Annotated in this window: 23 protein-coding genes and 1 tRNA gene; 12 read left to right on the forward strand and 12 right to left on the reverse strand. The window is 67.9% G+C overall.

Going from position 1 to position 26990, the window contains the following annotated elements:
* Positions 1-256 precede the first annotated feature (256 nt).
* From H074_RS24530 to H074_RS24545, 4 genes are all read right to left on the reverse strand, one after another.
* Positions 257-1513: a low temperature requirement protein A gene (locus H074_RS24530; protein ID WP_007032763.1), complete on the reverse strand. Its 1257-nt coding sequence runs from the start codon at positions 1511-1513 to the stop codon at positions 257-259.
* Positions 1514-1969: 456 nt separating this feature from the next.
* On the reverse strand, positions 1970-3442 hold the full coding sequence (locus H074_RS24535; RefSeq protein ID WP_007032764.1) for an MFS transporter: 1473 nt from the start codon (positions 3440-3442) through the stop codon (positions 1970-1972).
* Positions 3442-7026 carry a DNA polymerase III subunit alpha gene (gene dnaE / locus H074_RS24540; RefSeq protein ID WP_007032765.1) on the reverse strand — a complete coding sequence of 1195 codons (3585 nt, stop codon included), beginning with the start codon at positions 7024-7026 and terminating at the stop codon, positions 3442-3444. Before dnaE ends, H074_RS24535 begins: the two co-directional genes overlap by 1 nt.
* 179 nt (positions 7027-7205) lie before the next feature.
* Complete coding sequence (locus H074_RS24545) at positions 7206-8309, reverse strand: plasmid pRiA4b ORF-3 family protein (protein ID WP_235096867.1); 1104 nt, start codon at positions 8307-8309, stop codon at positions 7206-7208.
* Between the two features lie 133 nt (positions 8310-8442).
* Here H074_RS24545 and H074_RS24550 point away from each other — a divergent pair, with 133 nt between their 5' ends.
* The 7 genes from H074_RS24550 to H074_RS24580 all read left to right on the forward strand — a co-directional run bounded on the left by H074_RS24550 (position 8443) and on the right by H074_RS24580 (position 15795).
* The gene (locus tag H074_RS24550; RefSeq protein WP_007032767.1) at positions 8443-8844 is read left to right on the forward strand and encodes a nitroreductase/quinone reductase family protein; all 402 of its coding nucleotides are present in this window, start codon (positions 8443-8445) and stop codon (positions 8842-8844) included.
* Positions 8841-9491 carry an alpha/beta fold hydrolase gene (locus H074_RS24555; RefSeq protein ID WP_007032768.1) on the forward strand — a complete coding sequence of 217 codons (651 nt, stop codon included), beginning with the start codon at positions 8841-8843 and terminating at the stop codon, positions 9489-9491. Before H074_RS24550 ends, H074_RS24555 begins: the two co-directional genes overlap by 4 nt.
* 98 nt (positions 9492-9589) lie before the next feature.
* Complete coding sequence (locus tag H074_RS24560) at positions 9590-10261, forward strand: FadR/GntR family transcriptional regulator (protein WP_007032769.1); 672 nt, start codon at positions 9590-9592, stop codon at positions 10259-10261.
* A 4-nt stretch (positions 10262-10265) separates the two neighbouring features.
* Entirely contained in the window at positions 10266-11705 is a 1440-nt protein-coding gene (locus tag H074_RS24565; protein ID WP_007032770.1) for an amino acid permease, read from the forward strand.
* On the forward strand, positions 11702-12664 hold the full coding sequence (locus tag H074_RS24570) for an asparaginase (protein WP_007032771.1): 963 nt from the start codon (positions 11702-11704) through the stop codon (positions 12662-12664). Before H074_RS24565 ends, H074_RS24570 begins: the two co-directional genes overlap by 4 nt.
* Before the next feature lie 10 nt (positions 12665-12674).
* On the forward strand, positions 12675-14063 hold the full coding sequence (gene aspA, locus H074_RS24575) for an aspartate ammonia-lyase (RefSeq protein ID WP_007032772.1): 1389 nt from the start codon (positions 12675-12677) through the stop codon (positions 14061-14063).
* 109 nt (positions 14064-14172) lie between these two features.
* On the forward strand, positions 14173-15795 hold the full coding sequence (locus H074_RS24580; RefSeq protein WP_007032773.1) for a CocE/NonD family hydrolase: 1623 nt from the start codon (positions 14173-14175) through the stop codon (positions 15793-15795).
* 151 nt (positions 15796-15946) lie between these two features.
* Here the strand turns inward: H074_RS24580 and H074_RS24585 are convergent, their stop codons facing one another.
* Together H074_RS24585 and H074_RS24590 are read right to left on the reverse strand one after the other, a co-directional pair.
* Complete coding sequence (locus H074_RS24585) at positions 15947-16708, reverse strand: metallophosphoesterase (protein WP_007032774.1); 762 nt, start codon at positions 16706-16708, stop codon at positions 15947-15949.
* A gap of 4 nt (positions 16709-16712) precedes the next feature.
* Positions 16713-17342, reverse strand: coding sequence for a GntR family transcriptional regulator (locus H074_RS24590; RefSeq protein ID WP_007032775.1), 630 nt, complete (start codon positions 17340-17342; stop codon positions 16713-16715).
* A gap of 46 nt (positions 17343-17388) precedes the next feature.
* Here H074_RS24590 and H074_RS24595 point away from each other — a divergent pair, with 46 nt between their 5' ends.
* Complete coding sequence (locus tag H074_RS24595; protein WP_007032776.1) at positions 17389-18567, forward strand: aminotransferase class V-fold PLP-dependent enzyme; 1179 nt, start codon at positions 17389-17391, stop codon at positions 18565-18567.
* Here H074_RS24595 and H074_RS24600 read toward each other — a convergent pair.
* Positions 18564-19055: a hypothetical protein gene (locus H074_RS24600; RefSeq protein ID WP_007032777.1), complete on the reverse strand. Its 492-nt coding sequence runs from the start codon at positions 19053-19055 to the stop codon at positions 18564-18566. The two genes, H074_RS24595 and H074_RS24600, sit on opposite strands and share 4 nt — an antisense overlap.
* A gap of 63 nt (positions 19056-19118) precedes the next feature.
* Here H074_RS24600 and H074_RS24605 point away from each other — a divergent pair, with 63 nt between their 5' ends.
* Together H074_RS24605 and H074_RS24610 are read left to right on the forward strand one after the other, a co-directional pair.
* Positions 19119-19739, forward strand: coding sequence for a TetR/AcrR family transcriptional regulator (locus tag H074_RS24605; protein ID WP_007032778.1), 621 nt, complete (start codon positions 19119-19121; stop codon positions 19737-19739).
* A gap of 166 nt (positions 19740-19905) precedes the next feature.
* Positions 19906-20325 carry a cupin domain-containing protein gene (locus H074_RS24610; RefSeq protein ID WP_007032779.1) on the forward strand — a complete coding sequence of 140 codons (420 nt, stop codon included), beginning with the start codon at positions 19906-19908 and terminating at the stop codon, positions 20323-20325.
* On the opposite strand, the gene H074_RS24615 is transcribed toward H074_RS24610, so the two are convergent.
* Complete coding sequence (locus H074_RS24615) at positions 20322-20840, reverse strand: MarR family winged helix-turn-helix transcriptional regulator (RefSeq protein ID WP_007032780.1); 519 nt, start codon at positions 20838-20840, stop codon at positions 20322-20324. The genes H074_RS24610 and H074_RS24615 overlap by 4 nt on opposite strands.
* Before the next feature lie 14 nt (positions 20841-20854).
* Here H074_RS24615 and H074_RS24620 point away from each other — a divergent pair, with 14 nt between their 5' ends.
* The gene (locus tag H074_RS24620) at positions 20855-21358 is read left to right on the forward strand and encodes a carboxymuconolactone decarboxylase family protein (RefSeq protein ID WP_007032781.1); all 504 of its coding nucleotides are present in this window, start codon (positions 20855-20857) and stop codon (positions 21356-21358) included.
* 289 nt (positions 21359-21647) lie between these two features.
* Here the strand turns inward: H074_RS24620 and H074_RS24625 are convergent, their stop codons facing one another.
* The 4 genes from H074_RS24625 to H074_RS24640 all read right to left on the reverse strand — a co-directional run bounded on the left by H074_RS24625 (position 21648) and on the right by H074_RS24640 (position 23732).
* Positions 21648-22607 (reverse strand): GNAT family N-acetyltransferase, encoded by a 960-nt coding sequence (locus H074_RS24625; RefSeq protein WP_007032782.1) that lies wholly within the window; start codon positions 22605-22607, stop codon positions 21648-21650.
* Between the two features lie 47 nt (positions 22608-22654).
* Positions 22655-22726 (reverse strand) — tRNA-Val (locus H074_RS24630).
* 39 nt (positions 22727-22765) lie between these two features.
* Positions 22766-23227 carry a peroxiredoxin gene (locus H074_RS24635; protein WP_007032783.1) on the reverse strand — a complete coding sequence of 154 codons (462 nt, stop codon included), beginning with the start codon at positions 23225-23227 and terminating at the stop codon, positions 22766-22768.
* Positions 23228-23303: 76 nt separating this feature from the next.
* Positions 23304-23732 (reverse strand): DUF3052 domain-containing protein, encoded by a 429-nt coding sequence (locus tag H074_RS24640; RefSeq protein WP_005164955.1) that lies wholly within the window; start codon positions 23730-23732, stop codon positions 23304-23306.
* Between the two features lie 402 nt (positions 23733-24134).
* Here H074_RS24640 and aceE point away from each other — a divergent pair, with 402 nt between their 5' ends.
* Positions 24135-26930 (forward strand): pyruvate dehydrogenase (acetyl-transferring), homodimeric type, encoded by a 2796-nt coding sequence (gene aceE / locus H074_RS24645; protein ID WP_039923328.1) that lies wholly within the window; start codon positions 24135-24137, stop codon positions 26928-26930.
* The last annotated feature ends 60 nt before the right edge of the window (positions 26931-26990 follow it).

Here is a 26990-nt window from a genome sequence, read left to right on the forward strand (position 1 = left end):
ACTGTTGAGTTCTCAAGCAACACACCCCGAATCGCACCACAATCAAGCGGCCTTATCCGAAGCAGTTATTTCTTGGCTTTGTCCGGAGCACACCCTAGCACCTGCTCGAAACTGCCGTTTCAGCGGGGGTAGAGTTACCTCTCCGGTTCGGGACCACCCACTCTACCACCATCCGGTGGGAGCTTGGTTCGTGTTCCCGGCGGCCGCTCGGTTTCCCTGGCGACGAAGAGAACATTACACGGCCCGAAACCGGCGTTTACAGGGGGGTCCCTTTTTTCGCGCCGACGCTCTGACCTGCGTCGATCGAGCTCTCGGCCGCCCGCTCCCCCGGAACCGGCTCTCCATGGGTCGCGACCACCGTCAGCACGACGAGGGCGGCGGCGAGCCCGGCGGTGACGTGGATGGGCGCCGGCGTGAACGACGCGGCGAGCACGAGCACCGCGGTCACCGGGAAGCCGATCGCGATCGGACGGCATTCGTTGGTGGGCCCGATGTGCATGAGCCAGACGCTCACCAGGTAGATCGCGACGGGCACGGTCGTCGCCATGGCGGCGGGCAAGGAGGCGACGTGTCCCGTGTGGGTGTCGTAGTCGACCGCGACTTCGAGGCCGGCGCCGAGCGCGGCCGCCGAAGCGAAGATCAGGTAGTGCCCATAACCCCAGCTCGCGACGGTGAACAGGTTCTTCGCCTTCTCGAGCCGGACGTGACCCGGCTGGTCGAAGTACAGCCACCACAACGAGAAGACCAGCACGAGCCCCGCGGCGGCGAGTGAGATCAGGCTGCCGGTGTGCTCGCCTTCTTCCAGCCCTTCCTTGACCGCGGTGGTCGCGCCGAGGATGGATTCACCCAGCACGATGATCGTGAACAGGCCGTAACGCTCGGCGATGTGGTGCGGGTGCCAGCCCGTCCAGCGCTTGCGTTCGGCGATCACCGGGACCGCGAGTTCCGCCACCAGGAGCAGGAAGAACGACGGCAGCGCCAGCGATTCCGGCAGACCGAGACGGACGACCCACAGGATCTGGACGATCGTGATGCCGATGGCGTATCGCAGCGCGGCCGGCCGGCATTCCGGGTCGGTCCGTGCGGCGCGCAGCCACTGCACGACCATCGCCAGCCGCATGAGGACGTAGCCCGCCACCACGATCCCGAAGTCTCCGTCGAAGGCGGACGAGACGCCGGCGGCGACGGTCAGCCCGCCGGCGATCTGCACCAGCGTCACCAGCCGGTACGGGACGTCGTCGGTGTCGAACGACGACGCGAACCAGCTGAAGTTCAGCCAGCCCCACCAGATCGCGAAGAACACCATCCCGAAGCTGAGCACGCCGTGCCCGATGTGGTTCTCGGCGATCGCGTGATGCAGCCCGGCTGCGGCCTGCGCGACGGCGACCACGAAACACAGGTCGAACAACAGCTCCAACGGGGTCGCGACCCGATGCCCTTCACCGGAATCGCGCATCGTCATCGGCCGGTACCAGACCCGCAGCCGATTCCGCCGCTCGGAACTCTCCGTCATCAGTACTCCCCGCGATCTCGGTCTGCGGAGATCTTCGCAGCCGGAAGCGGTTCACACACTCGGAGAGACGCGCGGCAGGTGGGCCCGGGCCGGGTGCACCTCCCCAGGCGACCCCGCGCGGACCCACCCGCGCGAATGCCTCACCGGGACTCGGCTCGCCAGTGGTGATGAGCCGGCCGCCGCCGAACGGTCCCCCGCGGACGCCGACGGCTGTCCACCGGCTCGTGACCGTAGGTGTCCATTCCTGAGAACTCCGGACTCTCCACGATCGCTCCGGCCGATCGATCCATCCCCGATCGATCGACAGAAATACCACTGTCGGTAGCCAAGTCACAGCGGTGAAGGCTCCGTTAGGTGTACCCGGTTGCTCTGAGTAGCACCAGAGGCTGACGACCTCAGTCACTCGGATGGAGCATCCGGTCTTGCCGAACGTAGTCGTCGGCGCGTCCGGAAGACTCAGTCGCGTTGACTGGCGGCGGCAGTCTGGTCGGCTTTCTCCCGCTCAGTGAGCGATCGCCGTTTCCGGCGCGCGCGAAGTTCGATCACGGCGAGTAAGAGCGCCGAGCTCGTCAACGCGGCGGCGCACAGCATCGCCGCGGTCAGTGCCGACGGATAACCGCCGTTCGCGTCGAGTACCGCGTGGAAGACCGAGGCCAGCACGACCGTGCCGATCGCGGTACCGATCCGTTGCCCGGTCTGTAGCGCTCCCCCGGCCACCCCGGCCATCGACGTCGGGACGCATTCCAGGGTGAGCGTGGTGTTGGGTGAGATGACCATGCCGCCACCGACGCCGGCGACGAGCAACGGCGGCGCGAACCACCAGCCCGCCGCGGCGCCGGGGTCCTGACCGGCGAGGACGGCGACCGTGACCATCCCGGTGATCACCATGACCAGCCCGGTGACGGTGAGCTTGCGGCCCCACTTCGGCACCAGCCGTCCCGCGATCGCCGCCGACACGGCCGAGCCGAGGGCGAAGGAGGTGACGGCGAGTCCGGATTGCAGTGGCGTGTAGCCGAGGCCTTGCTGGAAGTAGATGGCGAAGACCAGCCACATGCCGGTGAACCCGCTGAAGTACAGCGCGCCGACGGCGGCACCCGTCGCGTACCCCGGGGTTCCGGTGAACAGCCGGGTGTCCAGCAGTGGCGGACGGCCGCGCCGCACCATCGAACGTTCCCAGCGCACGAACGCGAAACCGAAGACCACCGCGACGAGGAACAGCCACCACAGGCTGCCGAGCCCGCCCTGTTCGGATTCGATCAGCGGGAGCAGGACGCCGAGTACGGCTACACCCAGCAGCATGATGCCGACGAAGTCGATCTCACCCCGGAGGCTTCTCGCCGGTGCCTCCGCTTTCGGCAGCCATCTCAAGGCCAGCGCGAACGCCAGGATCCCGATGGGCACGTTCACGTAGAAGACCCACCGCCAGCCTTCCGGGTCACCGAAGACGGCGAGGATCACACCGCCGAGCACCGGACCGACCGCGGTCGAGATCCCGACGGTGGCGCCGAACATGCCGAACGCGCGGCCGCGTTCCGCGCCGCGGAACAGGTCCTGGATCATCCCGCTGTTCTGCGGCGTCATCATGCCCGAGGCGAAACCTTGCAGGAGCCGCGCGATGATCAGCATCGTCTCGTTCGGCGCCGCGCCGGCGAACGCGCTGGTCAGCACGAACGCGGCGAGCGCGAACAGGAACATGCGGCGGCGGCCGAGCGCGTCACCGAGCCTGCCGCCGGACACCAGCACCAGCCCGAAGGCCAGCGCGTAACCCGACACCACCCACTGGATCGCGCCGCTCGACGCGCCGAGGTCCTTCTGGATCGAGGGCAGTGCCGTGTTGACGATGCTGACGTCGAGCAGGCCCATGAACCCGGCGGCGAGGGAGACGGCGAGCGCCTTCCAGCGCCGGGGATCGGGTTCGTACGCGCTCATCAGGTGCTGGCGGCGATCCCGGGGATGCCCTTGAGCTCACCGATCAGCATCGACGTCACCTTGACCGGATAGTCGTAGAGCGCGAAGACCGTCTGGTTCTTGCCGACCAGCTTGAGGTGCACCGGGGTCTCGCCCTTGTGCGCCAGCAGGGTCTGCTTCAGTTCGCTGACCACCGACTGGTCGATCTTCTCCGCCGCGGCCAGCAGGACCAGCGGCAGGTCGTCGTCGCCGTTGCCGACCTCGGACAGGTCGAGCGGCACGAGACCGCCACCGAAGATGGACATCTTGTCCTCGCGCCAGTTCACCCGGCCCTTGACCAGGACCGCGTTGTCCTCGATGAGGTCGGCGGAGAACATCGCGTAGGACTTCGGGAAGTACAGCACCTCGAGCGAGGCGTCCATGTCCTCGATGGTGCAGATCGCCCAGGGCTCGCCCTTCTTGTTGACCCGGCGTTCCAGCGAGGTGATCAGCCCGGAGACGACCAGTTCGCCTTCCTTCGGCGGGTCGGCGAGGATCGCGGCGATCGGCCGCGGCGCGTGTTTGCGCAGGATGCGTTCGGCGCCGTCCAGCGGATGCGCCGAGACGTAGAGGCCGAGCATCTCCCGTTCGTAGGCCAGGAGTTGCTTGCGCGGATACTCCTCTTCCCCGAACTTCAGATGCGCGAGCGGCGAAGAGGACACCGTGGCTTCCGAGTCGTCGTCCCCACCGAAGCCGAAGAGGTCGAACTGACCCATCGCCTCCTGGCGCTTGAGCGGGACCACGGCCTCGACCGCGTCCTCGTGCACCTGGATCATCGAGAGCCGCGTGTTGCCGAGCGAGTCGAATCCGCCCGCCTTGATCAACGATTCGATGACCCGCTTGTTGCAGGCCACCAGCTCGGATTTGTCGAGGAAATCGGTGAAGGAGGAGTACTTCCCCTTCTCCTCGCGGGTCTTGATGATCGACTCGACGACGTTCGCGCCGACGTTGCGGACGGCACCCATGCCGAAGCGGATGTCCTCCCCGACGGCCGCGAACCTCAGCGCCGACTCGTTGACGTCCGGCGGGAGGACCTTGATCCCGAGGCGGCGGCACTCCGAGAGGTAGACCGCGGACTTGTCCTTGTTGTCACCGACCGAGGTGAGCAGGGCGGCCATGTACTCCGGAGTGAAGTTCGCCTTGAGGTACGCGGTCCAGTACGAGATCAGGCCGTACGCGGCCGCGTGACTCTTGTTGAACGCGTAGCCGGCGAACGGGAGGATCGTGTCCCAGAGCGCTTTGATCGCCTCGGAGGAGAAGCCGCCGGGAATCAGCTCGCTCGACTTCATCCCCTCTTCGAAGCCGACGAACTCCTTCTCGAGGACTTCCGCCTTCTTCTTACCCATGGCGCGGCGGAGCACGTCCGCGCGGCCCATCGAGTAGCCGGCCACCTTCTGGCCGATGTGCATGATCTGCTCCTGATAGACGATCAGGCCGTAGGTGTCGGCCAGGATCTCCTTCAGGGGCTCTTCGAGCTCGGGATGGATCGGTTTGACCTTTTGCCGCGCGTTCTTGCGGTCGGCATAGTCGTTGTGCGCGTTCATGCCCATCGGTCCGGGGCGGTACAGCGCACCCACCGCCACGATGTCGTCGAACACCGTCGGCTGCATCCGGCGGAGCAGGTCACGCATGGGCCCGCCGTCCAGCTGGAACACGCCGAGCGTGTCACCGCGGGAGAGCAGCTTGTACGTCTCCGGATCTTCGACGCCGAGGGTGTCGAGGTCGATGTCGATCCCGCGGTTGGTCTTGATGTTGTCGATCGCGTCACCGATGACCGTGAGGTTCCGCAGGCCGAGGAAGTCCATCTTCAGCAGGCCGATGGCCTCGCACGACGGATAGTCCCAGCCGGTGATGATCGAACCGTCGTCGCGCTGCCACAGCGGGATGGCGTCGGTCAGCGGGTCGCAGGACATGATGACCGCGCAGGCGTGGACGCCGGCGTTGCGGATCAGCCCCTCGAGACCACGGGCGGTCTCGAAGATCGTCTTGCACTCTTCGTCGGTCTCGACGAGCGCGCGGACCTCGGCCGCTTCGCCGTAGCGCTCGTGCTTCGAATCGACGATGCCCGAGAGCGGGATGTCCTTCGCCATGATCGGCGGCGGGAGCGCCTTCGAAATCCGGTCCGCGATCGCGTACCCCGGCTGGCCGAAGTGGACACGGGCGGAGTCCTTGATGGCCGCCTTGGTCTTGATGGTGCCGAAGGTGATGACCTGCGCGACCTTGTCGACGCCGTACTTCTCGGTGGCGTAGCGGATCATCTCGCCGCGACGGCGGTCGTCGAAGTCGATGTCGATATCGGGCATCGAGACGCGCTCGGGGTTCAGGAACCGCTCGAACAGCAGCTTCTGCGGGATCGGGTCCAGGTTCGTGATACCGAGGACGTAAGCGACCAGCGAACCGGCGGCGGAACCACGGCCGGGGCCGACGCGGATGCCGACCTTACGGGCGTAGTTGATGAGGTCGGCGACGATGAGGAAGTAGGCGGGGAAGCCCTTCCCGATGATGACGTCGAGCTCGATCTCGATGCGCTCGTTGTAGTACGGGTCCGGGACGCCGTCCGGATACCGCCACTTGAGGCCGCGCGCGACCTCTTCCCGCAGCCAGGTGCCCTGGTCGTAGCCGTCGGGAACCTCGAAGAACGGCAGCCGGTCCTTGTGCGTGTACACGTCCTTGTAGGACTCGACGCGCTCGGCGATCAGCAGCGTCGAGTCGGCGGCGCCGGGGACCTCCTTGTCCCAGTACTCCCGCATGTCGGCGGCCGACTTCAGGTAGTAGCCGTCACCGTCGAACTTGAACCGGTTCGGGTCGTTCAGCGTCTTGCCCGCCTGCACGCACAGCAGCGCGGAGTGGGTGTCGGCCTGGTCCTTGGTGACGTAGTGCGAGTCGTTGGTGGCCAGTGGCCGGAGGTCGAGCAGTTTGCCGATCTCGAGCAGGCCCTCACGGACCGACCGCTCGATCGGCAGCCCGTGGTCCATCAGTTCGAGGAAGAAGTTGTCGGCGCCGAAGATGTCCTTGTAGTCCGATGCGGCCTGGATCGCCTCGGTGCGCTGCCCCAGCCGCAGCCGCGTCTGGACCTCGCCCGACGGGCAACCGGTGGTCGCGATGATGCCGTGGTGGTTCTCCGCGATCAGCTCGCGGTCCATCCGGGGCTTGCGGTAGTACCCCTGCATGCTCGCGAGCGAGGAGAGCTTGAACAGGTTGCGCAGGCCGGTGGAGTTCTCGGCGAGCATCGTCATGTGGGTGTAGGCACCACCACCGGAGACGTCACCGCCCTCACCGAACTCGTCGGCGCCGCGCTGGTTCGACTGCCCCCAGAAGACCGGCTTCTTGTGGAACCGGCTCTCCGGCGCGACGTAGGCCTCGATGCCGATGATCGGCTTGAGGTCGTGTTTGACCGCCTGCTGGTAGAACTCGTCCGCGCCGTACATGTTGCCGTGGTCGGTCATCCCGACCGCGGGCATGCCCAGGCGCGCCGCCTCCTTGAACAAGGGGGCGATCTTCGCCGCACCGTCGAGCATCGAGTACTCGGTGTGCACATGCAGGTGGACGAAGGAATCGTTCGACACCAGCGAAAACCTCCCCTAGGCAGACGGATCCCTGGCTGCTTGACGCGGGCCGGTCCTCCCACCTTATGCGCCGGAGGATCTCGGCGCCCGAGGGGGCTGACACCCAGACGTAGGGAAGTCTCCACCCGCGATCCGCCGGGAACAACCAGGCGCGCGGCGCGGGTTCGCGATGGCCCCGGTTACCCCCGAACGGGGGGTCGGTTCAGCCGGGCCAGGCGCTCGTCGACCACCTCCTTGTCGAACCACTCCGGATCGAACCCGTGGCCGCCGAGCTCTTCGAGCAGCGCCTCGTTCTCTTCGCCGTCCGGATCGCGCAGTGCCTCCAGCAACATCTCGTAGCTGCTCGGGTCTTCGCATTCCGCCGGAGGCGCGGCGCGCTCCCCGTCGAGGCAGCTCGGTGCTTCGGGAAGGGCGGCCAGCCGCTCGACGCGGATCCAGTGCCTCCAGCTCTCCGACTCGTAGACGAGCCGGTGGCCGGGCGAGGTGACGACCTGGCCGAGGGTCACCTCGTCGTCCAGACGGTCGCCCTCACAGCTCTGGGCATCGGCGCTGAAGCCGCCGTACGCGGTCTCGAACCGGTGATGCCGCCGCTCGTCGCGGTCGAAAGCGGCCGCGAGGATCCGGTGCAGTCCGTCGAGGGTGACGTCGGAGCGGACTTCGAGCCGTCGCCAGATCGCGTCGTCCAGCTCGGACAAGGCGACCGCCAATCGGACTCCGGTGGCCGGCGGGGGCGCGGGCAGGACGAGCGGCAGCGGATCGGCCGACGGTATGCGGGGCAGCGGTTCGTAGGCGGGAAGACCGAGCCACCGGCGCAGCTGGACCGCACGCTCGGGCAGATCGGGCTCCGGCCTGTCCCCGAGCTCCAAGAGCCTGGGGACCCTCTCCCGAAGCCAGGCGTCGCGGTCCGCCTTGGCGATCAGCGCGGCATCGACCTGATTCCGGAACTCTTCCGGTGTCAGCGGTGCCTCGGTCACCTCGAAGCCGCCGCGAAGAACCGCGAGGGCATCCTCGGGAACGGGGTGGAGTTCGATCAAGTCGACCTCGCGATCGTTGACCACCACCTCGACACCCACCGAGCGTTTGCCGGCGGTCAGCGTGGCGGCCAGGACCACCAGGTCCTGATCCACCTGACCTTGGACGACACAGTCCGAAAGCTCGATCGGCCCGTGGAGCAGCTTCGGCCAGCGCTCCACCCCGGCCACGTCCAGTGGCGGACGTGGCCGGTGGGAGCGCGGGCTCTTCGGTCGTTTGGCGGGCTTGCGGCCGCGGCTGACGGGGCTCACCACTCCAGTATCGGACCGGCACCGACAGTTTCGGTGCCGTCGTGAGCAGCCATGATCCGAAAATGCTTGCCGACCTGGGCGCGGATGTGCAGACTGACCAGCCGCCAAGGTCACCGAACCGCCCGGAGAATTGATGATCGACCTGCAGGCCATGAACGAGCGCGTGATCGCGGAGTTCCGCGCGAACGGCCGCCACGGCGACGGTCTCCCGACGTTGCTGCTCACCACCACCGGCGCTCGCACCGGACGACGGCACGTCACGCCGATGCTGTTCCTTGCCGACGACGACCGCTATATCGTCTTCGCCGCCAACGGTGGCGCTCCCGCGCATCCGGACTGGTACCGCAACCTGGTCGCGAAGCCATCCGTCGACGTCGAGGCGGATGGAGAGGCCTTCACCGCTCACGCGGTCGAGGTCACTGGAGCGGCTCGGGACCGTCTGTTCGCGAAGCAGGCGAAGGCGTTCCCGCGGCTGGCCGAGCACCAGTCGAAGACCACGCGGCCGTTCCCGGTGATCGCGCTCAACCGCGTATGACGTTCACGATCGTCTACGCCCACGGAGGCGGCTTCACCTCGTACGATCCGGAAATCGGGCGGCTGCGCGACGACGCGTTGCAGCGGGCGACGAAGCTCCAGGTCGTCACCGTGGAGTACCGGCTGGCCCCGGAGCACCGCTATCCGGCGCAGGTCGACGACGTCCTCGACGTCTACCGCTCGATCGAGGGGCCGGTCGTGCTCTTGGGCGAGTCCGCGGGCGGGACGATAGTGCTCTCGGCGCTCTTGAGACTCCTCATCACCGGCGAGCCCCTCCCGGCAGGGGTCGCCGCGATCTCCCCGATCGCGGACTTGACCCTTCCGGGTGGTTCGTTCGTCACCAACGACGGCGCCGACATCGTCAGCCGCGACGCGCTCCGGCGATCGGTGGAGGCGTACCTCGGCGGAGGCGAGGCCGGACCTGCGTCGCCTTCCCAGGGCGACTTCACCGGTTCCCCGCCGCTGTGGCTCGCGGTGGGCACAGCCGAAGTCCTGCACGACGACGTTGTGACACTCGCCACTTCCGCACGGGGATCCGGTGTCACCACGGAACTCCGCGCCTACGAAGGTGCCCAGCACGGGTTTCAATTCTCCGGGGAATACCCCATCGACACGGACCTCGCAGGCTGGATCGAGGCGCTCGGCTGAACGCTTGACAAAGCGTTGGGCCGACCGCACGATTCCGTCTCATGAACCTGTCTGACAGCCAGACAGCCGGACACGGTGGTCCAAGACGCGTCAGCGCGATGGAGGCCGTTCTGGCCCACCTCCGCGGCGCCATCGAGCGCGGCGATTACCCCGTCGGCCAGAAGCTGCCGTCGGAATCCGCGCTCGGCAAGGAGTTCGAGGTCAGCCGTTCGGTCGTCCGCGAAGCACTACGGGGGCTGCAGGCGCTCGGGCTCACCGTGTCCAAAACGGGCAAAGGGACTTTCGTGACCGCCACCGGGCCGGTCGAGAACCCCACCTTCGGGACCTACTCGGCCCGCGACCTGTTCGAAGTCCGGCGGCATGTCGAGATCCCCGTCGCCGGGTACGCGGCCGTGCGCCGCAGCACCGACGACCTGGACCTGCTCGGCCACCTCGTCGAGCGAATGGACCTCGAAACCGACAACACCGCGTGGGTGGCGCTGGACTCGCTGTTCCACATCACCATCGCCCAGGCCTCGGGCAACCCGGTGTTCGGCAAGGTCATCGAAGAGATCCGGGACGCGCTGGCCCGCCAGTCGTCCTTTCTCAACCAATTGGGGGACCGTCGGACCCGCTCGAACACCGAGCACCGTGAGATCGTCACCGCCATCGCCGCCGGCTCCGAAGCCGACGCCGTCGCGGCGATGACCTCCCATCTCGAACACGTCGAGAACGCGCTCACCACCATCGTGCGGCCGAGCCACACGACGCACCAGAACAAGGACGACTGACATCGTGACCGAACAGACCCTCAGCGCGGACGGCAAATCCGCGCCGGTGCCCGCCGACGCCGGTGACGCCGGCTACGACAAGGCGCTGAAGCCCCGCCACGTCAACATGATCGCGATCGGCGGCGCCATCGGAACCGGCCTGTTCCTCGGCGCGGGCGGCAGGCTCGCGCAGGCGGGCCCGGCCCTGGCGATCGTGTACGCGGTCTGCGGCCTTTTCGCGTTCTTCGTGGTGCGCTCGCTCGGCGAGCTCATCCTGTACCGCCCCTCCTCCGGCGCCTTCGTCTCCTACGCCCGGGAATTCATGGGTGAGAAGGGCGCTTTCGTCGCGGGCTGGATGCACTTCCTGAACTGGTCGACGACCGGTATCGCGGACATCACCGCGATCGCGCTCTACGCGCATTTCTGGTCGTTCTTCACACCGATCCCGCAATGGGTGCTGGCGCTCGTCGCGCTCGCGGTGGTGCTGGCGCTGAACATGGTTTCGGTGAAACTGTTCGGCGAGATGGAGTTCTGGTTCGCCATCATCAAGGTCGCCGCGCTGGTGACCTTCATGGGGATCGGGATCTTCCTGCTGGTCACGCAGCAGCCGATCGACGGCAACACGCCGGGCTTCTCGCTGATCTCCGATCACGGCGGGATCTTCCCGGCGGGTGTGCTGCCGATGGTGCTGATCGTCCAGGGCGTCGTGTTCGCCTACGCCTCGGTCGAACTGGTCGGCGTCGCCGCCGGTGAGACGGAGAACCCCCGCAAGATCATGCCGAAGGCGATCAACTCGATCATGTGGCGGATCGGGATCTTCTACGTCGGCTCGGTGATCCTGCTGACGATGCTGATGCCGTGGGACGCCTACTCGAAGCAGGAGAGCCCGTTCGTCACCGTGCTCTCGCACATCGGCGTGCCGCAGGCGGGCAACGTGATGAACCTGGTGGTGCTGACGGCGGCGCTGTCCAGCCTGAACTCGGGCCTCTACTCCACCGGCCGCATCCTGCGGTCGATGTCGCTGGCCGGATCCGCGCCGAAGTTCACCGGCGTGATGAACAAGAACCACGTGCCCTACGGCGGCATCCTGCTCACCTCCGCGGTCTGCGTGGTCGGGGTCGGCCTGAACGCCGTCGTGCCGAGCCAGGCCTTCGAAATCGTGCTGAACTTCGCCGCCGTCGGCATCCTCGGCACCTGGGCGATCATCGTGCTGTCCCATCTGCTGTTCGTGCGCAAGGCCAACCGCGGCGAGGTCGAGCGCCCGTCGTACCGCCTGCCGTTCTCGCCCTACACCGAGATCGCGACGCTGATCTTCCTCGCCGCGGTCGTGGTGCTGATGGGCTTCGACGAGACCGGCCGGATCACCCTGTACTGCCTGCCGATCATCGGGCTCGCGCTGGTGGCGGGCTGGTTCGGGGTGCGCAAGCGGATCAACATGGACGTCTTCGAAAAGACGAAGCTGTGATCCCCGAGATCCGCGTTCCCGCCCACGAACCGCTGGTGCACCTCCTCCGCGACGGAATGGTCGAGGGGGTGCACCACGGTTCGGCCGTGGTGCTCGCCCCCGACGGCCGGGTGCTGTTCTCCGCGGGTGACATCGAAGCGGCGTTCTATCCGCGTTCGGCGGCGAAACCCCTGCAGGCCACGGCGATGGCGCGGCTCGGGGTCGACCTGAGCGCCGCCGGGTTCGCCGTCGGCGCGGCCAGCCACTCCGGCGAGGAGATCCACCTGGCCGAGGTGCTCAAGACCCTCGACGGCGCCGGGCTCACCGCGGAAGACCTGCGGACGCCGGAAGACCTCCCGTTCGACCCGGTCGAGCGCGACGCCTGGGTCGCTTCGGGACGGGCCGCTTCGAGGGTGGCGCACAACTGTTCCGGCAAGCACGCGGCGATGCTCGCGACCTGCCGCCTGCACGGATGGTCCACAAAGGACTACCTGGATCCGGGGCACCCGTTGCAGCGGGCGATCGCGGAATGCGTCGAGGACCTGACCGGGCAGCGGATCCCGAAGGTCGCCGTCGACGGCTGTGGTGCTCCCCTGTTCGCGGTCTCGCTGCGCGGGCTCGCCCGCGCGGTCGGCAAGATCGCCGCGTCGGCGCCGGGGACACCGGAAAGCCTCGTCGCCGAAGGGATCCGGCAGCATCCGGAACTGGTCGCCGGTACCCGGCGCGACGTCACCGCGCTCATGCGCGCGGTGCCCGGCCTGATCGCCAAGGACGGTTTCGAAGCCGTCCAGGTAGCCGCGCTGGCGGACGGCACGGCGATCGCGATCAAGATCGCCGACGGCGGCGATCGCGCACGGCGGCCGGTGCTCGCCGCCGCACTTACGCTGTGCGGTGTCGAGCAAGACGTAGTGAAGCCGTTCGCCGGAACCGACGGCCTGCGTGTGACGGGCGCGCTGGCCGAACTCCACCTCGCGGCCTGAGGAGCCTTCGATGCATCGCGTGGAACACGATCTGCTGGGGGACAAAGAAGTCCCGGCCGACGCCTACTGGGGTGTGCACACCGCCCGCGCCAGGGAGAACTTCCCCATCACCGGCACCGCGATCTCCGCGTACCCGCATCTGATCGCGGCGCTCGCCTCGGTCAAGGAGGCCGCCGCCCGCGCCAACGCCGACCTCGGCCTGCTGGAGCCGGACGTCGCCGACGCCATTTGCCGGGCGTGCCGCGAGATCCGGGAGGGCGCGCTGCACGAGGAGTTCGTCGTCGACGTCATCCAGGGCGGCGCGGGCACCTCGACGAACATGAACGCCAACGAGGTGATCGCGAACCGCGCGCTCGAACTGCTCGGGCACGAGAAGGGCGACTACGCTCGCGTACACCCGAATGAGCACGTGAACCTCGGCCAGTCGACCAATGACGCGTACCCGACCGCGGTCAACGTCGCGACGATCATCGCCGTGCGCGAACTGGCCGAGGCGATGATCGTGCTGGAGCAGGCTTTCGCCGCCAAGGCCGTCGAGTTCCAAGAACTGCTGAAGATGGGCCGGACCCAGTTGCAGGACGCCGTCCCGATGACGCTGGGGCAGGAATTCGGCACCTACGCGGTCATGCTCGGCGAAGACCGGCTGCGGCTCACCGAGGCGGTGGCGTTGCTGCACGAGATCAACCTCGGGGCGACAGCGATCGGCACGGGCCTCAACGCCGCGCCCGGATACGCCGAAGCCGCCGTCGCGCACCTGCGAGAGATCACCGGGCTGCCCGTCGAGACCGCGGCCGACCTGGTCGAGGCGACGCAGGACTGCGGCGCCTTCGTGCACCTTTCCGGTGTGCTCAAGCGGATCGCGGTGAAGCTCTCGAAGAGCTGCAACGATCTGCGGCTGCTCTCGTCCGGCCCTCGGGCGGGGCTCAACGAGATCAACCTGCCACCGGTGCAGGCCGGGTCGTCGATCATGCCCGGCAAGATCAACCCGGTGATCCCCGAGGTGGTCAACCAGGTCGCTTTCGAGGTGATCGGCAACGACGTCGCCGTCACGATGGCGGCCGAGGCAGGGCAGTTACAGCTCAACGCGTTCGAGCCGCTGATCCTGCACTCGCTTTCGGAGAGCATCACGCATCTGCGGTCGGCCTGCCTGGTGCTGGCGGAGCGGTGCGTTTCCGGGATCACCGCGAACGCCGACGTGATGCGGGGCTACGTCGAGAACTCGATCGGGCTGGTGACCGCGCTGAACCCGAGCATCGGATACGCGGCGGCGACCGAGATCGCCAAGGAGGCGCTCGAGACCGGGCGCGGGGTGGCTGAACTCGTCGTCGAAAAGGGGCTTCTGCCCGCCGAGGAACTGGCGAAGCTGCTGAAGCCAGAGACGCTCGCCCGGCTTCACTGAGACCAGCGGGGTGGTACCGGGCGGTCCGCCCCGCGCCAGGGCCTCGTGAGTGGTAAGGACGGTTAGAACCGTCCTTACCACTCACGAGACCGCACGAAAGGCGGCCAGCGTGTTCGACCGACTTCTCGACCGGTACCTCGGCCTCCCGTCGGCCGAAGGCCCCGCCCCCTCGGTGACCAAGGCGATCCCCGTCCCGATGCCCGACGGGGTCAAGCTGCTCGCGGACCGCTACGCCGTCCCGGGCGACGGGCCGCGGCCGGTGGTGCTGATCCGCACGCCGTACGGCCGCGAGGGCCTGATGGGCAAGATCTTCGGCGAGACGTTCGCGCGGCACGGATTGCAGACGGTCCTCCAGAGCACGCGCGGGACCTTCGGCTCCGGCGGCGAGTTCCGGCCGTTCCACCTGGAGAAGGAGGACGGCCTCGCCACCGTCGCCTGGCTGCGCGAGCAGCCGTGGTGCGACGGCCGGGTCGCGATGGCGGGCGCGAGCTACCTCGGCCACACGCAGTGGGCGATCGCGCCGTACCTCGACGAGCCGCTCGAGGCGCTGTGCCTCGGCGTCACCGCTTCGGAATTCGTCTCGACCTTCTACCCCGGAGGGGTCCTCGCGGTCGACAACATGGTCTCGTGGTCGGCGCTGATCGGCCGTCAGGAGGGCCGGTTCGCCGGCCTGCCGAATCCCTGGCAGACGAAGAAGACCCGACGGGCCATGGCACATCTGCCGGTTTCCGGCGCCGACGTCGCGGCCATCGGCAAGCAGGTGCGGTTCCTGCAGGACGTCTCCGCGCACGCCGAGCCCGGCGACGACTTCTGGGCGCCGTCGGACCACAGCGCCGAGGTCGCCGCACTGAGGACCCCGGTGACGATGGTGACCGGCTGGTACGACCTGTTCATCTCCGCCCAGCTGCGCGACTTCAAGGAACTCGCCAAGGCCGGACGGGCACCGCGGATCACCATCGGCCCGTGGGCGCACGGCGAGCCCGCCAGCCTGAAAACCCTGCTGACCGACCAGATCGGTTTCCTCTCCGCCCATCTCCTCGGCGATCGCGCGCCACTGAGGCAGTCACCCGTGCGCCTGTACCTCCAGGGCTCCGGACGCTGGCTGGACTTCGAAAGCTGGCCGCCGGAATCCGGCGCCACCCCGTACTTCCTGCGCCCCGGCGGGCTTTCCGTGGCCGAACCAGTCGAGTCGAAGCCGGGCAGGTTCACCTTCGATCCGGCCGATCCGACGCCGGCCGTCGGCGGCCCGCTGCTGTCGGGTGTGCAGAAACAACAGGACAACAAGGACGTCGAGAAGCGGCGGGACGTCCTGCTCTTCACCGGTGACGTGCTCGAGCGCGACCTCGACGTCATCGGCGAGATCTCCGCGCTGGTGCACGTCCGGACCGACATCGGGCACGGCGACGTCTTCGTCCGGCTGTGCGATGTGGATCGTCGCGGTGTCTCCCGCAATGTCACCGACGGTATCCTCCGCCTGCGTCCCGGCAGTCTCGAGTCCGATGTGGACGGTGTGGTCGCGGCCGAGGTCCCGCTCGACCCGACGGCCTACCGGTTCCGGCGCGGGCATCGCCTGCGATTGCAGGTCGCGGGCGGAGCGTTCCCGCGCTTCGCCCGCAACCACGGCACCGGCGAACCGGTTTTCAGCGCCGTGGACGGGAACCCCGCGCGGTTCGAGATCTTCCACGACCCCGCGCACCCGTCCCGGATCACGCTGCCGGTGTTCGAGGGGTAAGGCGATTGTGGCGCCTGACTGAGTCACCGGCACCTGGCCGGAGGTACGGCGAAAGCCACTTTCGGGACATCAGACGTCGCGAAAGTGGCTTTCGCGACCCCCTCCGGCCCCGCAAGGCCTACCGCGCTCCACCTTTGCCCTTACCCCTTTGTCAGGCCTGGACCGCCCGCTGGTGCGTGGTCAGCCTGCCGTCGTCGTGCAGCACGTGGAACAGCAGTGACGGCGGCAGGTCGTAGTCGATCGGCCCGCCTTCACCCCAGGGCCTGAGGCCGTTCTCCTCCCACGGGAACAGGATGCTCGACCCGACCGAGGGCGCCGACCGCAGCGGCACACCCGCGAACGTCGTCGACGCGGCGGTGTGGACGTGCCCGCAGAGCAGGGCCACCACCCGAGGGTGGCGCGTGAGCACCTCGGCCAGCTTGTCTTCGCCGTACTGGCGCATCGCGTCCACCAACGGCAGGCCGAGCGCGACGGGCGGATGGTGGAAGGCGATGAAAGCGGGGCCGTCGCCGTCGGTGAGAACGCCGTCCAGCCAGGTCATGGTCTCGTCGTCGAACCGCCCGTCCGGCTTGCCCGGGATGCTCGAGTCGGCCATGACGAACGTGACGTCGCCGACGGTGTGCGCCATGTTGACCGGGGCGTCGTCCGGTGCCTGGCCGAGCAGCCCTTCGCGGAACGGACCGCGCTTGTCGTGGTTGCCGGGGCAGGTGAAGAGCGGTGTGCCGGTCTTGAACAGTTCGGCCGCGCGCCGGTACTCCTCGAGTGTGCCGTGGTCGGCGATGTCGCCGGTCACCAGGATCGCGTCGACCGGTGTCGCCAGGTTCTCCAGGTACCGCATGACCCGCGCGGTGCGTTCGTCGGCGCGTTCTCCGCCGTCGAGATGGTTGTCGCTCAGATGTGCCGTCACGAACATCGTGTCACCCCAAGTCTTCCAGATATGCCAACGTTTTCACCCAGTTCCGCACGAGCAGCCCGGCGGCCGTCGCGAGGTCGGCGGCGCGGATCGCCTCGGTGATCCGGTGGTGCTCTTCGATACTCTCCTTGGCGCGTTCGACGCCACCGAAATAGCGCGCGTCATAGCGTTTCAGCAGCGGCTTCGTCTGCTCGAGCAGGCGCAGCAGATGCGGATTCGTGCAGCGCGAGACGAGCAGCGCGTGCCATCGATCATCCAAAGTGGACAGATTGCCCTGTCGCCCGAGTTCCACGGTCATCTCGGCGGCGATCCGGTCCAGGCCGCCGGTGAGCACGGCGAGGTCCTGCGGCGAACTCCAGCGCAACGCGAGCGATTCCAGCTCCGCGACGAGCGGGTACAGCTGCCGGGCCTCGTCCGGATCGAACGGCGGCACGAGGAAGCCGCGGCCCGGCGCGGAGACGAGCAGGCCGCGATCGGCCAGCCCGATCAGCGCCTCGCGCAACGGGGTCCGGCTGACACCCAGTTCGCGGGCGAGGTGCACCTCGTTGATGCGGCTGTCCGCGGCGATCCGGCCGTCGAGCACGCGAGCGGTGATCTCCTCCGCGAGATCGCGTCGAAGCAGATTCCTCGTCATCGGCGCAGTATTGCATGCACTTCAGCCATACTGTATTCAGTTAGGCATGACGGACTTCGATGTGCACCGCGCTCGCGCCGAGACCCCGGGCTGCGCGGAAGTGGTCCACCTCAACAACGCCGGATCGTCACTGCCGCCCGCGCGGGTGACCGACACCGTCGTCGAGTACCTGCGTGAAGAAGCCCTGACCGGCGGCTACGAGCAGGCCGCGGCGACCGTGGAGCGGATGAACGGCGTCTACGCCTCGGCCGCACGCCTCGTCGGCGCCGGCCCCCACGACATCGCGCTGACCGACAACGCCACCCGGTCCTGGCAGGCGATCTTCTACGCGCTGCCGTTCGCCGCGGGAGACCGGATCCTGACGGCGGAATCCGAGTACGCGAGCAACGTCATCTCCTTCCTGCAGATCGCGAAGCGCACCGGCGCCATCGTCGAAGTGGTCGAGAACGACGAGTCCGGGCAGCTGGACGTCGAAGACCTCAAGCGTCGCGTCGACGGTGACGTCAAGCTGATCGCCGTCTCCCACGTGCCGACCCAGGGCGGGCTGGTGAACCCCGCCGAGGAGATCGGCGCGGTCGCGCGCGAGGCCGGGATCCCGTTCCTGCTGGACGCATGCCAGAGCGCCGGCCAGATCGACCTCGACGTCGCGCGCCTGAACTGCGACGCGCTCAGCGTGACCGGCCGCAAGTACCTGCGCGGACCGCGGGGTACCGGGTTCCTCTACGCGCATCCGCGCCTGCGCGAGCGTGTCGAGCCCGCGATGCTCGACCTTCATTCGGCGGCGTGGACAGCGCCCGAAAGCTACGAAGTCGACCCGACGGCGAAGATGTTCGAGGTCTGGGAACGCGATCACGCCGCCCTGCACGGTCTCGGCGCGGCGATCGACTACGCCCTCGAATGGGGCATGCCCGCCATCGAAGCCCGAGTCGCCGCGCTCGCGGAGAAACTGCGCGACGCGCTCCGCGAGATCCCGGGCGTCCGTGTCCACGACCAGGGCACGCGGAAATGCGGGATCGTCACGTTCAGCGTGGCGAAAACACCGTCGCAGGAAGTGAAACAGCGCCTGACGGCGGCGAGGATCAACGTCAGCGTCACGGAAGCGATGTCCGCCCAATTCGACTTCGTCGCACGCGACCTGCCGCCACTGGTCCGGTCTTCGGTGCACTACTTCAACACCGAAGACGAGATCGCTCTCCTCGTCGGCGAAATCGCGAAACTGGCCTAACGACGGGAAAGCAGCGACTCGGACGGCGGGGCGTAGGGCAGCCCCGTCGTCTTCGCGCGCCTACCGATCACCAACGCCTCACCCAGCAGACTGACGCCGATCGACAGCGTCACCGGCCGCGCGTCGGGATGCGCGCCGGCCGTGGTGGCCAGGAAGCCGATCCCGAAGTTCACCAGCAGTGACAGCACCCAGACACCGAACGTCCAGCCGGTGTAGCGCAGCCACAGCACGCCGTCGCGCTCGAACAGCTTCGTGCTGGTGGCACGCACCGCGCCGAGGCCGCAACCGACGACGCAGCCCAGCACGAGCCAGACACCGTCCGTGACGGTGAAGCTTTCGAGTTTGGTCAGGCCGTAGACCCCGATGGCGAGCAGGATCACCGGCGCCCCGAACACCTCGCGGGCCACCAGTGGCTCCCCGCGCAGCCTGCGCACGACGATCGCGATCACCACGGCGACCACCAGCGCGATCAGCAACCAGGTCCTCATGAACTCCCCCTTTGTAGCATGACTGTGCCAAATAAAATAGCAAGGTCGTGCTATAAAGACAACATGCCCAAGATCGTCGACCCGGACGCCCGCCGCCTGGAGATAGCCGAAGCGGTCTTCCGGGTGATCCAGCGTGACGGTCTCGCGCAGGCGTCGCTCAGGAGCGTGGCCGAAGAGGCCGGTCTCGCGATCGGCTCGGTGCGGCACTACTTCCGTGGCCACGACGAGCTGATCGTGTTCGCCATGCGCGCGCTCGGCCACCGGCTCGAGTCGAGGCTGCTGGGCCACCTCCCCGATCTGCTCGACCCCGCGACGCCACGCTCACGGCGGCAGGAAATCACCGAAGCGCTGCTCAGCGAACTGCTCCCGCTCACCGAGCAGACCCGGGCCGAAACCGACGTCTGGCTGGCGTTCTCGGCCGCCGCGAAGAACCGTCCCGACCTCGCCGAGGAGGCCGCTCGCATGTACGAGGGGGTCCGCGCCCTCGTCCGGCGGGTGCTCGACGGCGCGAACGAAGCGGGTGGCCTGCTCGACGACCTCGACCTGGCGGTGGAGACCGAACGGCTGTCCGCGCTGCTGGACGGCCTCGCCCTGTCGACGGGCCGGACCTCGCCGGAGCTGATGCGCACGGTGCTCCGGCGGCATCTGGAAACCCTGCGACGCCCCGAGCCGGTGACGCACTGAGCACGTTCTACGAAGTCGCGGCGCGGGATCCCGGCCACTTCGGTTCCGCGCACACGAAATCCGGCTATCACGATGATCCGGACAAGAGCGGCAAGATGCCGCGGCGGACGCTTCGGGCGGACTGAACGGCCCTTTCGGGCAGTGCCGATCGCGGTACGGTCTCCTCATGCGCCTGCGGTCCGTAGCCACACTGCTCGCGACTCTCGTTCTCGCGCTCGCCGTCCCCGCGACGGCCGAGGCGACCCCCGGCTCCGGGGTGAGCGGGACGATTTTCAAGCAGAAGACGGTCAGGGACACCGACTACGTCCTGCGCGAGGTCGTCATCCAGCCCGGCGGGTACACCGGGTGGCACTATCACGACGGGAAGCTGTACGCGTACGTCAAGGACGGCACCCTGACGCACAACTCGGCCGACTGCGGGCTCGACGGCCTGTACCGGAAGGGCGCCGCCTTCACCGAGCCGAGCGATACCGTCCACATCGGACGGAACCTCGGAACGACGCCGGTGGTACTGGAGGTGCTCTACGTGCTACCGCACGGGAGCCCGCTTTCGCAGGACGCGCCGAATCCCGGTTGTCCGTTCTAGGCTCCGAACCAGCCCGCGACGTCGAGACGGAAGCCGTCCGCGGGGGCCATCGTGCGAAGGTCGGCTTCGAGCGCGCGGACCCTCTCGACGCCCAGCGCGTCGGCCCACTCCTTGCGCAGCTGGTCGAAGATCGCCGCCGACCGGCCGAGTGAGTCGTACCCACGGTCGGTGAGCCGCACGACCTTGCGCCGGGCGTCGGCCGGGTCGTCGACGCGCGCGACGTAACCGAGCTGCTCCAGCTTGTCGACGGTCTTGCCCGCCGCCTGCTTGCTGACCCCGAGCCGTCGTCCGATTTCGCTCGCCGTCGCGCCTTCGCGGCCGATCGCCTGCATGGCGAAGCCGTACGCCGGGCGGACGTCGGGATGCCCCTGCCCGGCCAGTTCGGCGTGCATCCGGTCGATGATCGAGCGGAAGCCCGCGAACAGCAGAAGTGGCAGCTCGAACCCAGGGGTCTCGGGAACACGCTTGCCAGTATCGACAACCTGGTTTACCTTTTCGTCAACCACGTTGACCATCTTAAGGGGAAGCCTTGTTCACCGATCACACCGTCGAGACCGCACCCGAAGCCTCGCGTCGCGCCATGGAAGCGACCATCCGGAAGTTCGGGCACCTGCCCACCGCCGTCGCCCGGCAGGCGTCGTCACCGGAACTGCTCGACGGATTCCTGAAACTCAGTGCGAGTTTCGAGCGGACGACACTCGAACCCCTCGCGCGGGAGACGGTCGTGATGACCGTGGCGACCCGCAACGGCTGCGAAGTGTGCGTCGAGATCCACACCGGCAAGCTGAAGGGTCTTCACGCGGACGACGACATCATCGCGGCGCTTCGCTCGCAGGAGCCAGTGCCCGACGAGCGGCTGGAGGCCGTCCGGCAGTTCACGCTGGCGGTACTCGCGACCGCCGGTGGCGTCGACGACGAGACGCTGCGGACCTTCTTCGGGCACGGATACACCGAACGGAACGCCCTCGAAGTCGTCATGGGCATCGGGGCCTACACGATGTCGACCCTGGCGAACAGGCTCATCCGCGCCTAGTCGCTCTGCGTGATCGCCCCTCGCGGCCCGGAATCACTCCAATGGCCGCCGATCTTGATGTATCTGGGCAGTCCCGGCCGTCTCCTGTCTTGTGCAGCCGAAAGTTCGCCACCCGCGGCGCGGCGCACCGGCGGTCTGGCCTGCCGAGGGGGCAGACCAGACCGCCGAAAACCGAAGACGTTCCACAGGTGTTGGGGGTGCGTGAAGGCCTCCTTCCCACGGCTGAGCCGGGGGAAGGAGGCCTTCACGTATCTCCCTTACGCAAGTAGTCACCTACTTGCGTAAGGGGTCAAACCTCGAGCGCCCAGCGGACGTAGCGCATCTTCGGCGCGAACCCGGCCTTCTCGAAGACCCCGAACGCTCCGGAGGGATCAGCCGAGTCCACGTTCAGGCTCGCGCGGTCGTACCCCTGATCGGCGGCGGCCCGCAGCGCGTGTCCCATCAGCGCGCCGGCGACACCCCGCCGCCGGTACTCCCGAAGCGTTCCGACGAGCATGAAGTGCGCGTCGCGGACGCCAGTGGCCTCCGTGTCGGCCTCCCACGACATGGTCACCAGCATCCCCACCGGGGAGCCCGTCGCCTCGTCGCGGAGCAGGAAGCTGACCTCGGAGCGGAAGGTCTGATTCGTGATCTTGTTCCGCCAGAGATCGGCGGGCATCGGCACCGCGCCCCAGTAGTCCCGGTACGCCTCGTTCCGGACCGTCCGGAAGTCCTCGTCGTTCCGCTCCGACCACGGCTCGACCCGGAACCCGTCCGGGATCGCCGAACCGGCCGAGGCGCCGAGTGAGTGCTCCATGCGCTGGAAGTAGCGCACCGGCGTGAACCCCCGGGACCGGACGAGTTCGGCCAGACCGGCGATGCGCTCGGGCCGGTTGACGTCCACCACGAGTTTCGAGTCCGGATGATGCAGCGCGTGCACCACCTTGGCCGCGGCCACTCCCGCGTCGACGAGCGCGGTGCCGATGCCCCGGCGGCGATACCCCGGATGGACTCCCCCGTCGAGGAAGACCCGATGGACCTCTTCGGCGGCCGGCTTGAAGCGGATCTTCATGTAGCCGGCCATCACGTCGCCGTCGAAGGCGGCGAGACTTGCCCGCTCAAGGTCCGCGTACGGGTCGGTCAGCTCCTGGAGGGTGTCCTCCGCCGTGTAGTTCTCGCCGATCTCGTCGACGGTCTCCATGGCGTTGAGGAGGTCGGCCGACGCCTTGGCGTCCTGCGGGGTGAGGGGCCGCCACGTGAGGTCGTGCATGCGGCTCAAGGTAGCCCCGCGAAAGCAGGGTGTCGCCGGGTTTTCGGTGGGCGCAGTAGGGATCGAACCTACGACCGCTCGGGTGTAAACCGAGTGCTCTCCCGCTGAGCTATGCGCCCGGGAGGTGACACCCGCGCACGGGTGCCACCGGTGAAGACTCAGGCCAGCGAGGCCACGGCCTTCTTCCATGCCTGCTGGTCACGCGCCTCGCCGGGCTGGTTGACCTCGGCGAACCGCACGATGCCGTCCTTGTCGATCAGGAAGGTGCCGCGGGTGGCCAGACCGGCCGCCTCGTTGAAGACGCCGTAGGCCTTCGCGACCTCGCCGTGCGGCCAGAAGTCCGAAAGCAGCGGGAACTGGTAGCCCTCCTGCTCGGCCCACGCCTTGAGCGAGAACGGGGTGTCCACGGACACGCCGATGACCTGGACGCCCTGGCCGTCGTAGTCCGCGAACTCGTCGCGAAGCTGGCACAGCTCGCCGGTGCAGATGCCACTGAACGCGAACGGGTAGAACACGAGCAGGACCGGCTTGTCGCCCCTGAAGGACGACAGCGTCACGGACTGCTTGTTGTAGTCGTTGAGCGTGAAGTCCGGGGCTTGCGATCCGACCTCGACGGCCATACCGGCGGTTTCCTCTCAAGAGCGAACAGGGGCCTGCGACGACAACCCTATCGTGTCGATCGCGCGCTCGGAGAGGTCACCGCTTGGTCTTGGACTTCGGCGACACCAGCCGGGTGCCCGCCCACTTGGGACCGGCGCTGATGTTGGCCGTCTGCGCCAGTCCGACCTGCGGCACCGCTTCGGCGATCTCACTCGGCTCGACGTGTCCGGGCTGGCCCGTCTTCGGGGTCAGCACCCAGATCACCCCGTTCTCGTTCAACGGGGTCCGGACCTCGATCAGCGTGTCACCGAGATCACCGTCGTCTTCGCGCCACCACAGCAGCACCACGTCGATGACCTCGTCGGCGTCCTCGTCGAGGATGTCGCCGCCGATCTGTTCCTCGATCGCCGCACGAAGGTCGTCGTCGACGTCCTCGTCCCAGCCGATCTCCTGGACCACCATGTCCGGCTTGATCCCGAGCCTTTCGGCGACGCTGCTCTGATCAGCGTCTCCCGCGGCGACCACTGCTGTCACTCCTCCAACTACGACGGAGCGTGGTGTCGCGTCGGCCGGATCGGCCGGGCGGGCACCACACTCGGGTACACGATGCCCGTTAGCGAACACTGGTGAAGCGATCCGCGCAACCGTCCACACCGGATCTTGAACAACTCGTGTCGCGGCGTACGGACATTCAGCCCACTCTCACGGCGTCAATTCGGGCGCGCCTGGGCACCTCCGAACGCCCTGCTTTAGGGTGAGAGAGAAAACGCGCGCGCGAGTACAGGCGCGTGCGAGGCGTGTCGCGATCGGGTCCGCGAACGTTACCGATCAGTAGCGGTGACGCGAACGGAACCGGAGGACGACGATGGAAGGCGAACACGCCCGCGTACGAGCACAACCAGCTACCACCTTTCGCAAGGAGACCCCTTGGCCCCGCAGAACGACGGCGCCTCCGGCAAGGAGACCCCGGCACGCGTCCGCGTCATCCGTGACGGATTGGCGGCGCACCTGCCCGACATCGACCCGGAGGAGACCGCCGAATGGCTGGACTCCTTCGACGAGGCGCTGGCCAGGGGTGGTCAGCAGCGCGCCAGGTACCTGATGCTGCGCATCCTCGAGCGGGCCAGGGAACGCCACGTCGGCGTCCCGGCGCTGACGTCGACGGACTACGTCAACACCATCCCCACCGAGAACGAACCCTGGTTCCCCGGTGACGAGGAGATCGAGCGCCGTTACCGCGCGTACATCCGGTGGAACGCCGCGATCATGGTGCACCGCGCGCAGCGTCCCGGCGTCGGCGTCGGCGGGCACATCTCGACCTACGGCTCGTCCGCGGCGCTGTACGAAGTGGGCTTCAACCACTTCTTCCGCGGCAAGGACCACTCGGGCGGCGGCGACCAGATCTTCATCCAGGGACACGCCTCCCCCGGCATCTACGCCCGCGCGTTCCTCGAGGGCAGGCTGACCGAGAACCAGCTGGACGGCTTCCGCCAGGAGTTCTCGCACGCGGGCGAGGGCGGCGGCCTGCCGTCGTACCCGCACCCGCGGCTGATGCCGGAGTTCTGGGAGAACCCGACCGTGTCCATGGGCCTCGGCCCGATGAACGCGATCTACCAGGCTCGGTTCAACCGCTACCTGCGCGATCGCGGCATCAAGGACACCAGCGACCAGCACGTCTGGGCGTTCCTCGGCGACGGCGAGATGGACGAGCCGGAATCGCGCGGCCTCATCCACGTGGCCGCGGGCGAGGGCCTCGACAACCTGACCTTCGTGATCAACTGCAACCTGCAGCGGCTCGACGGCCCGGTGCGCGGCAACGGCAAGATCATCCAGGAGCTGGAGTCGTACTTCCGCGGCGCCGGCTGGAACGTCATCAAGGTCATCTGGGGCCGCGAGTGGGACTCGCTGCTGCACGCGGACCGCGACGGCGCGTTGGTCAACCTGATGAACACCACGCCGGACGGCGACTTCCAGACCTACAAGGCCAACGACGGCGCCTTCGTCCGCGAGCACTTCTTCGGCCGCGACCCGCGGACCAAGGAGCTGGTCAAGGACCTCACCGACGCCGACGTCTGGAACCTCAAGCGCGGCGGGCACGACTACCGCAAGGTCTACGCGGCCTACAAGTCGTCGCTGGAGCACTACGGCCAGCCGACGGTGATCCTGGCCCACACCATCAAGGGCTACGGCCTCGGTCCGTCCTTCGAAGGCCGCAACGCCACGCACCAGATGAAGAAGCTCACCCTCGACGACCTCAAGCTGTTCCGGGACGCCCAGCGCATCCCGATCAGCGACGAGGAACTCGAGCGCGACCCGAAGCTGCCGCCGTACTACCACCCCGGCAAGGATTCGGCGGAGATCGAGTACATGATCGGCCGCCGCAGGGCGCTCGGCGGGTTCCTGCCGGAGCGCCGCCCGAAGGCCTCGAAGGCCCTCGTGCTGCCCGGCGACAAGGTCTACGAAGGCATCCGCAAGGGCTCGGGCAAGCAGGAGGTCGCCACCACGATGGCGTTCGTCCGGCTCGTCCGCGAGCTGGCGAAGGACTCCGAGATCGGCAAGCGGATCGTCCCGATCATCCCGGACGAGGCGCGCACCTTCGGTCTCGACTCGATGTTCCCGACGGCCAAGATCTACAACCCGCACGGCCAGACCTACACCTCGGTCGACGCGAGCCTGATGCTGGCCTACAAGGAGTCCGAAAAGGGCGTCATCCTGCACGAGGGCATCAACGAGGCGGGTTCCACCGCGTCGTTCACCGCCGTCGGCACCTCGTACGCCACGCACGGCGAGCCGATGATCCCGATCTACATCTTCTACTCGATGTTCGGGTTCCAGCGGACCGGTGACGGCCTCTACGCGGCGGCGGACCAGATGGCCCGCGGGTTCGTGCTCGGCGCCACCGCCGGCCGCACCACGCTGACCGGTGAGGGCCTGCAGCACGCCGACGGGCACTCGCTGCTGCTGGCGGCGACCAACCCGGCCGTCGTGGCCTACGACGCGGCGTGGTCGTTCGAGATCGCCCACATCGTGCGGGACGGTCTGCGCCGGATGTACGGCGAGACCGGGCCGGACGGCAACGGCGAAAACATCTTCTACTACATGACGATCTACAACGAGCCCTACCAGCAGCCCGCCGAGCCGGAGAACCTCGACGTCGACGGCCTGCTCAAGGGTCTCTACAAGTACGCCGACGCCCCGTCGGGCGACGGTCCGGAGGCGCAGATCCTGGTCTCCGGCGTCACCATGCCGGACGCGCTCCGGGCGCAGCGGATGCTGGCCGAGGAGTGGGGCGTACGCGCGGCCGTGTGGTCGGCGACGTCGTGGACCGAGCTGCGGCGCGAGGCCGTCGAGGCCGACCACGACAACCTCCTCCACCCGGGCGACTCCCCGCGTGTGCCGTACATCACGCAGAAGCTGTCCGGGGTGAACGGGCCGGTCGTCGCGGTTTCGGACTGGATGCGTGCCGTGCCGGATCTCATCCGCCCGTGGGTGCCGAACGACATGCTGACGCTGGGCACCGACGGGTTCGGGTTCTCCGACACCCGTCCCGCCGCCCGGCGGAAGTTCCTGGTCGACGCCCAGTCGATCGTGGTCGGCGCGCTGAGCGCGCTCGCCAAGCGCGGCGAGATCGACCGGTCGAAGGCGGCGGAGGCGGCCCGCAAGTACCGCCTCGACGACGTCGCCGCCGCGGGTCCGCAGCTGTCGGACTCCGGTAGCGCCTGACGCTGAGATGAAGGGGCCTTTCATTGCGAACTCCGCGATGAAAGGCCCCTTCATTGCATC

The organism is Amycolatopsis decaplanina DSM 44594 (genome assembly GCF_000342005.1).
GTDB classification, from domain to species: Bacteria; Actinomycetota; Actinomycetes; order Mycobacteriales; family Pseudonocardiaceae; genus Amycolatopsis; species Amycolatopsis decaplanina.

What these genes read in the sequence shown, in the direction of transcription:
- aspA (WP_007032772.1), top strand. Translation starts at nt 12,675, where the DNA reads ATGCATCGCGTGGAACACGATCTGCTGGGGGACAAAGAAGTCCCGGCC.
- H074_RS24615 (WP_007032780.1), bottom strand. Translation starts at nt 20,840, where the DNA reads ATGGTCAACGTGGTTGACGAAAAGGTAAACCAGGTTGTCGATACTGGC.
- H074_RS24585 (WP_007032774.1), bottom strand. Translation starts at nt 16,708, where the DNA reads ATGTTCGTGACGGCACATCTGAGCGACAACCATCTCGACGGCGGAGAA.
- H074_RS24555 (WP_007032768.1), top strand. Translation starts at nt 8,841, where the DNA reads ATGACGTTCACGATCGTCTACGCCCACGGAGGCGGCTTCACCTCGTAC.
- H074_RS24590 (WP_007032775.1), bottom strand. Translation starts at nt 17,342, where the DNA reads ATGACGAGGAATCTGCTTCGACGCGATCTCGCGGAGGAGATCACCGCT.
- H074_RS24560 (WP_007032769.1), top strand. Translation starts at nt 9,590, where the DNA reads ATGGAGGCCGTTCTGGCCCACCTCCGCGGCGCCATCGAGCGCGGCGAT.
- H074_RS24595 (WP_007032776.1), top strand. Translation starts at nt 17,389, where the DNA reads ATGACGGACTTCGATGTGCACCGCGCTCGCGCCGAGACCCCGGGCTGC.
- H074_RS24635 (WP_007032783.1), bottom strand. Translation starts at nt 23,227, where the DNA reads ATGGCCGTCGAGGTCGGATCGCAAGCCCCGGACTTCACGCTCAACGAC.
- H074_RS24550 (WP_007032767.1), top strand. Translation starts at nt 8,443, where the DNA reads ATGATCGACCTGCAGGCCATGAACGAGCGCGTGATCGCGGAGTTCCGC.
- H074_RS24530 (WP_007032763.1), bottom strand. Translation starts at nt 1,513, where the DNA reads ATGACGGAGAGTTCCGAGCGGCGGAATCGGCTGCGGGTCTGGTACCGG.
- H074_RS24605 (WP_007032778.1), top strand. Translation starts at nt 19,119, where the DNA reads ATGCCCAAGATCGTCGACCCGGACGCCCGCCGCCTGGAGATAGCCGAA.
- H074_RS24535 (WP_007032764.1), bottom strand. Translation starts at nt 3,442, where the DNA reads ATGAGCGCGTACGAACCCGATCCCCGGCGCTGGAAGGCGCTCGCCGTC.
- H074_RS24600 (WP_007032777.1), bottom strand. Translation starts at nt 19,055, where the DNA reads ATGAGGACCTGGTTGCTGATCGCGCTGGTGGTCGCCGTGGTGATCGCG.
- H074_RS24610 (WP_007032779.1), top strand. Translation starts at nt 19,906, where the DNA reads ATGCGCCTGCGGTCCGTAGCCACACTGCTCGCGACTCTCGTTCTCGCG.
- H074_RS24625 (WP_007032782.1), bottom strand. Translation starts at nt 22,607, where the DNA reads ATGCACGACCTCACGTGGCGGCCCCTCACCCCGCAGGACGCCAAGGCG.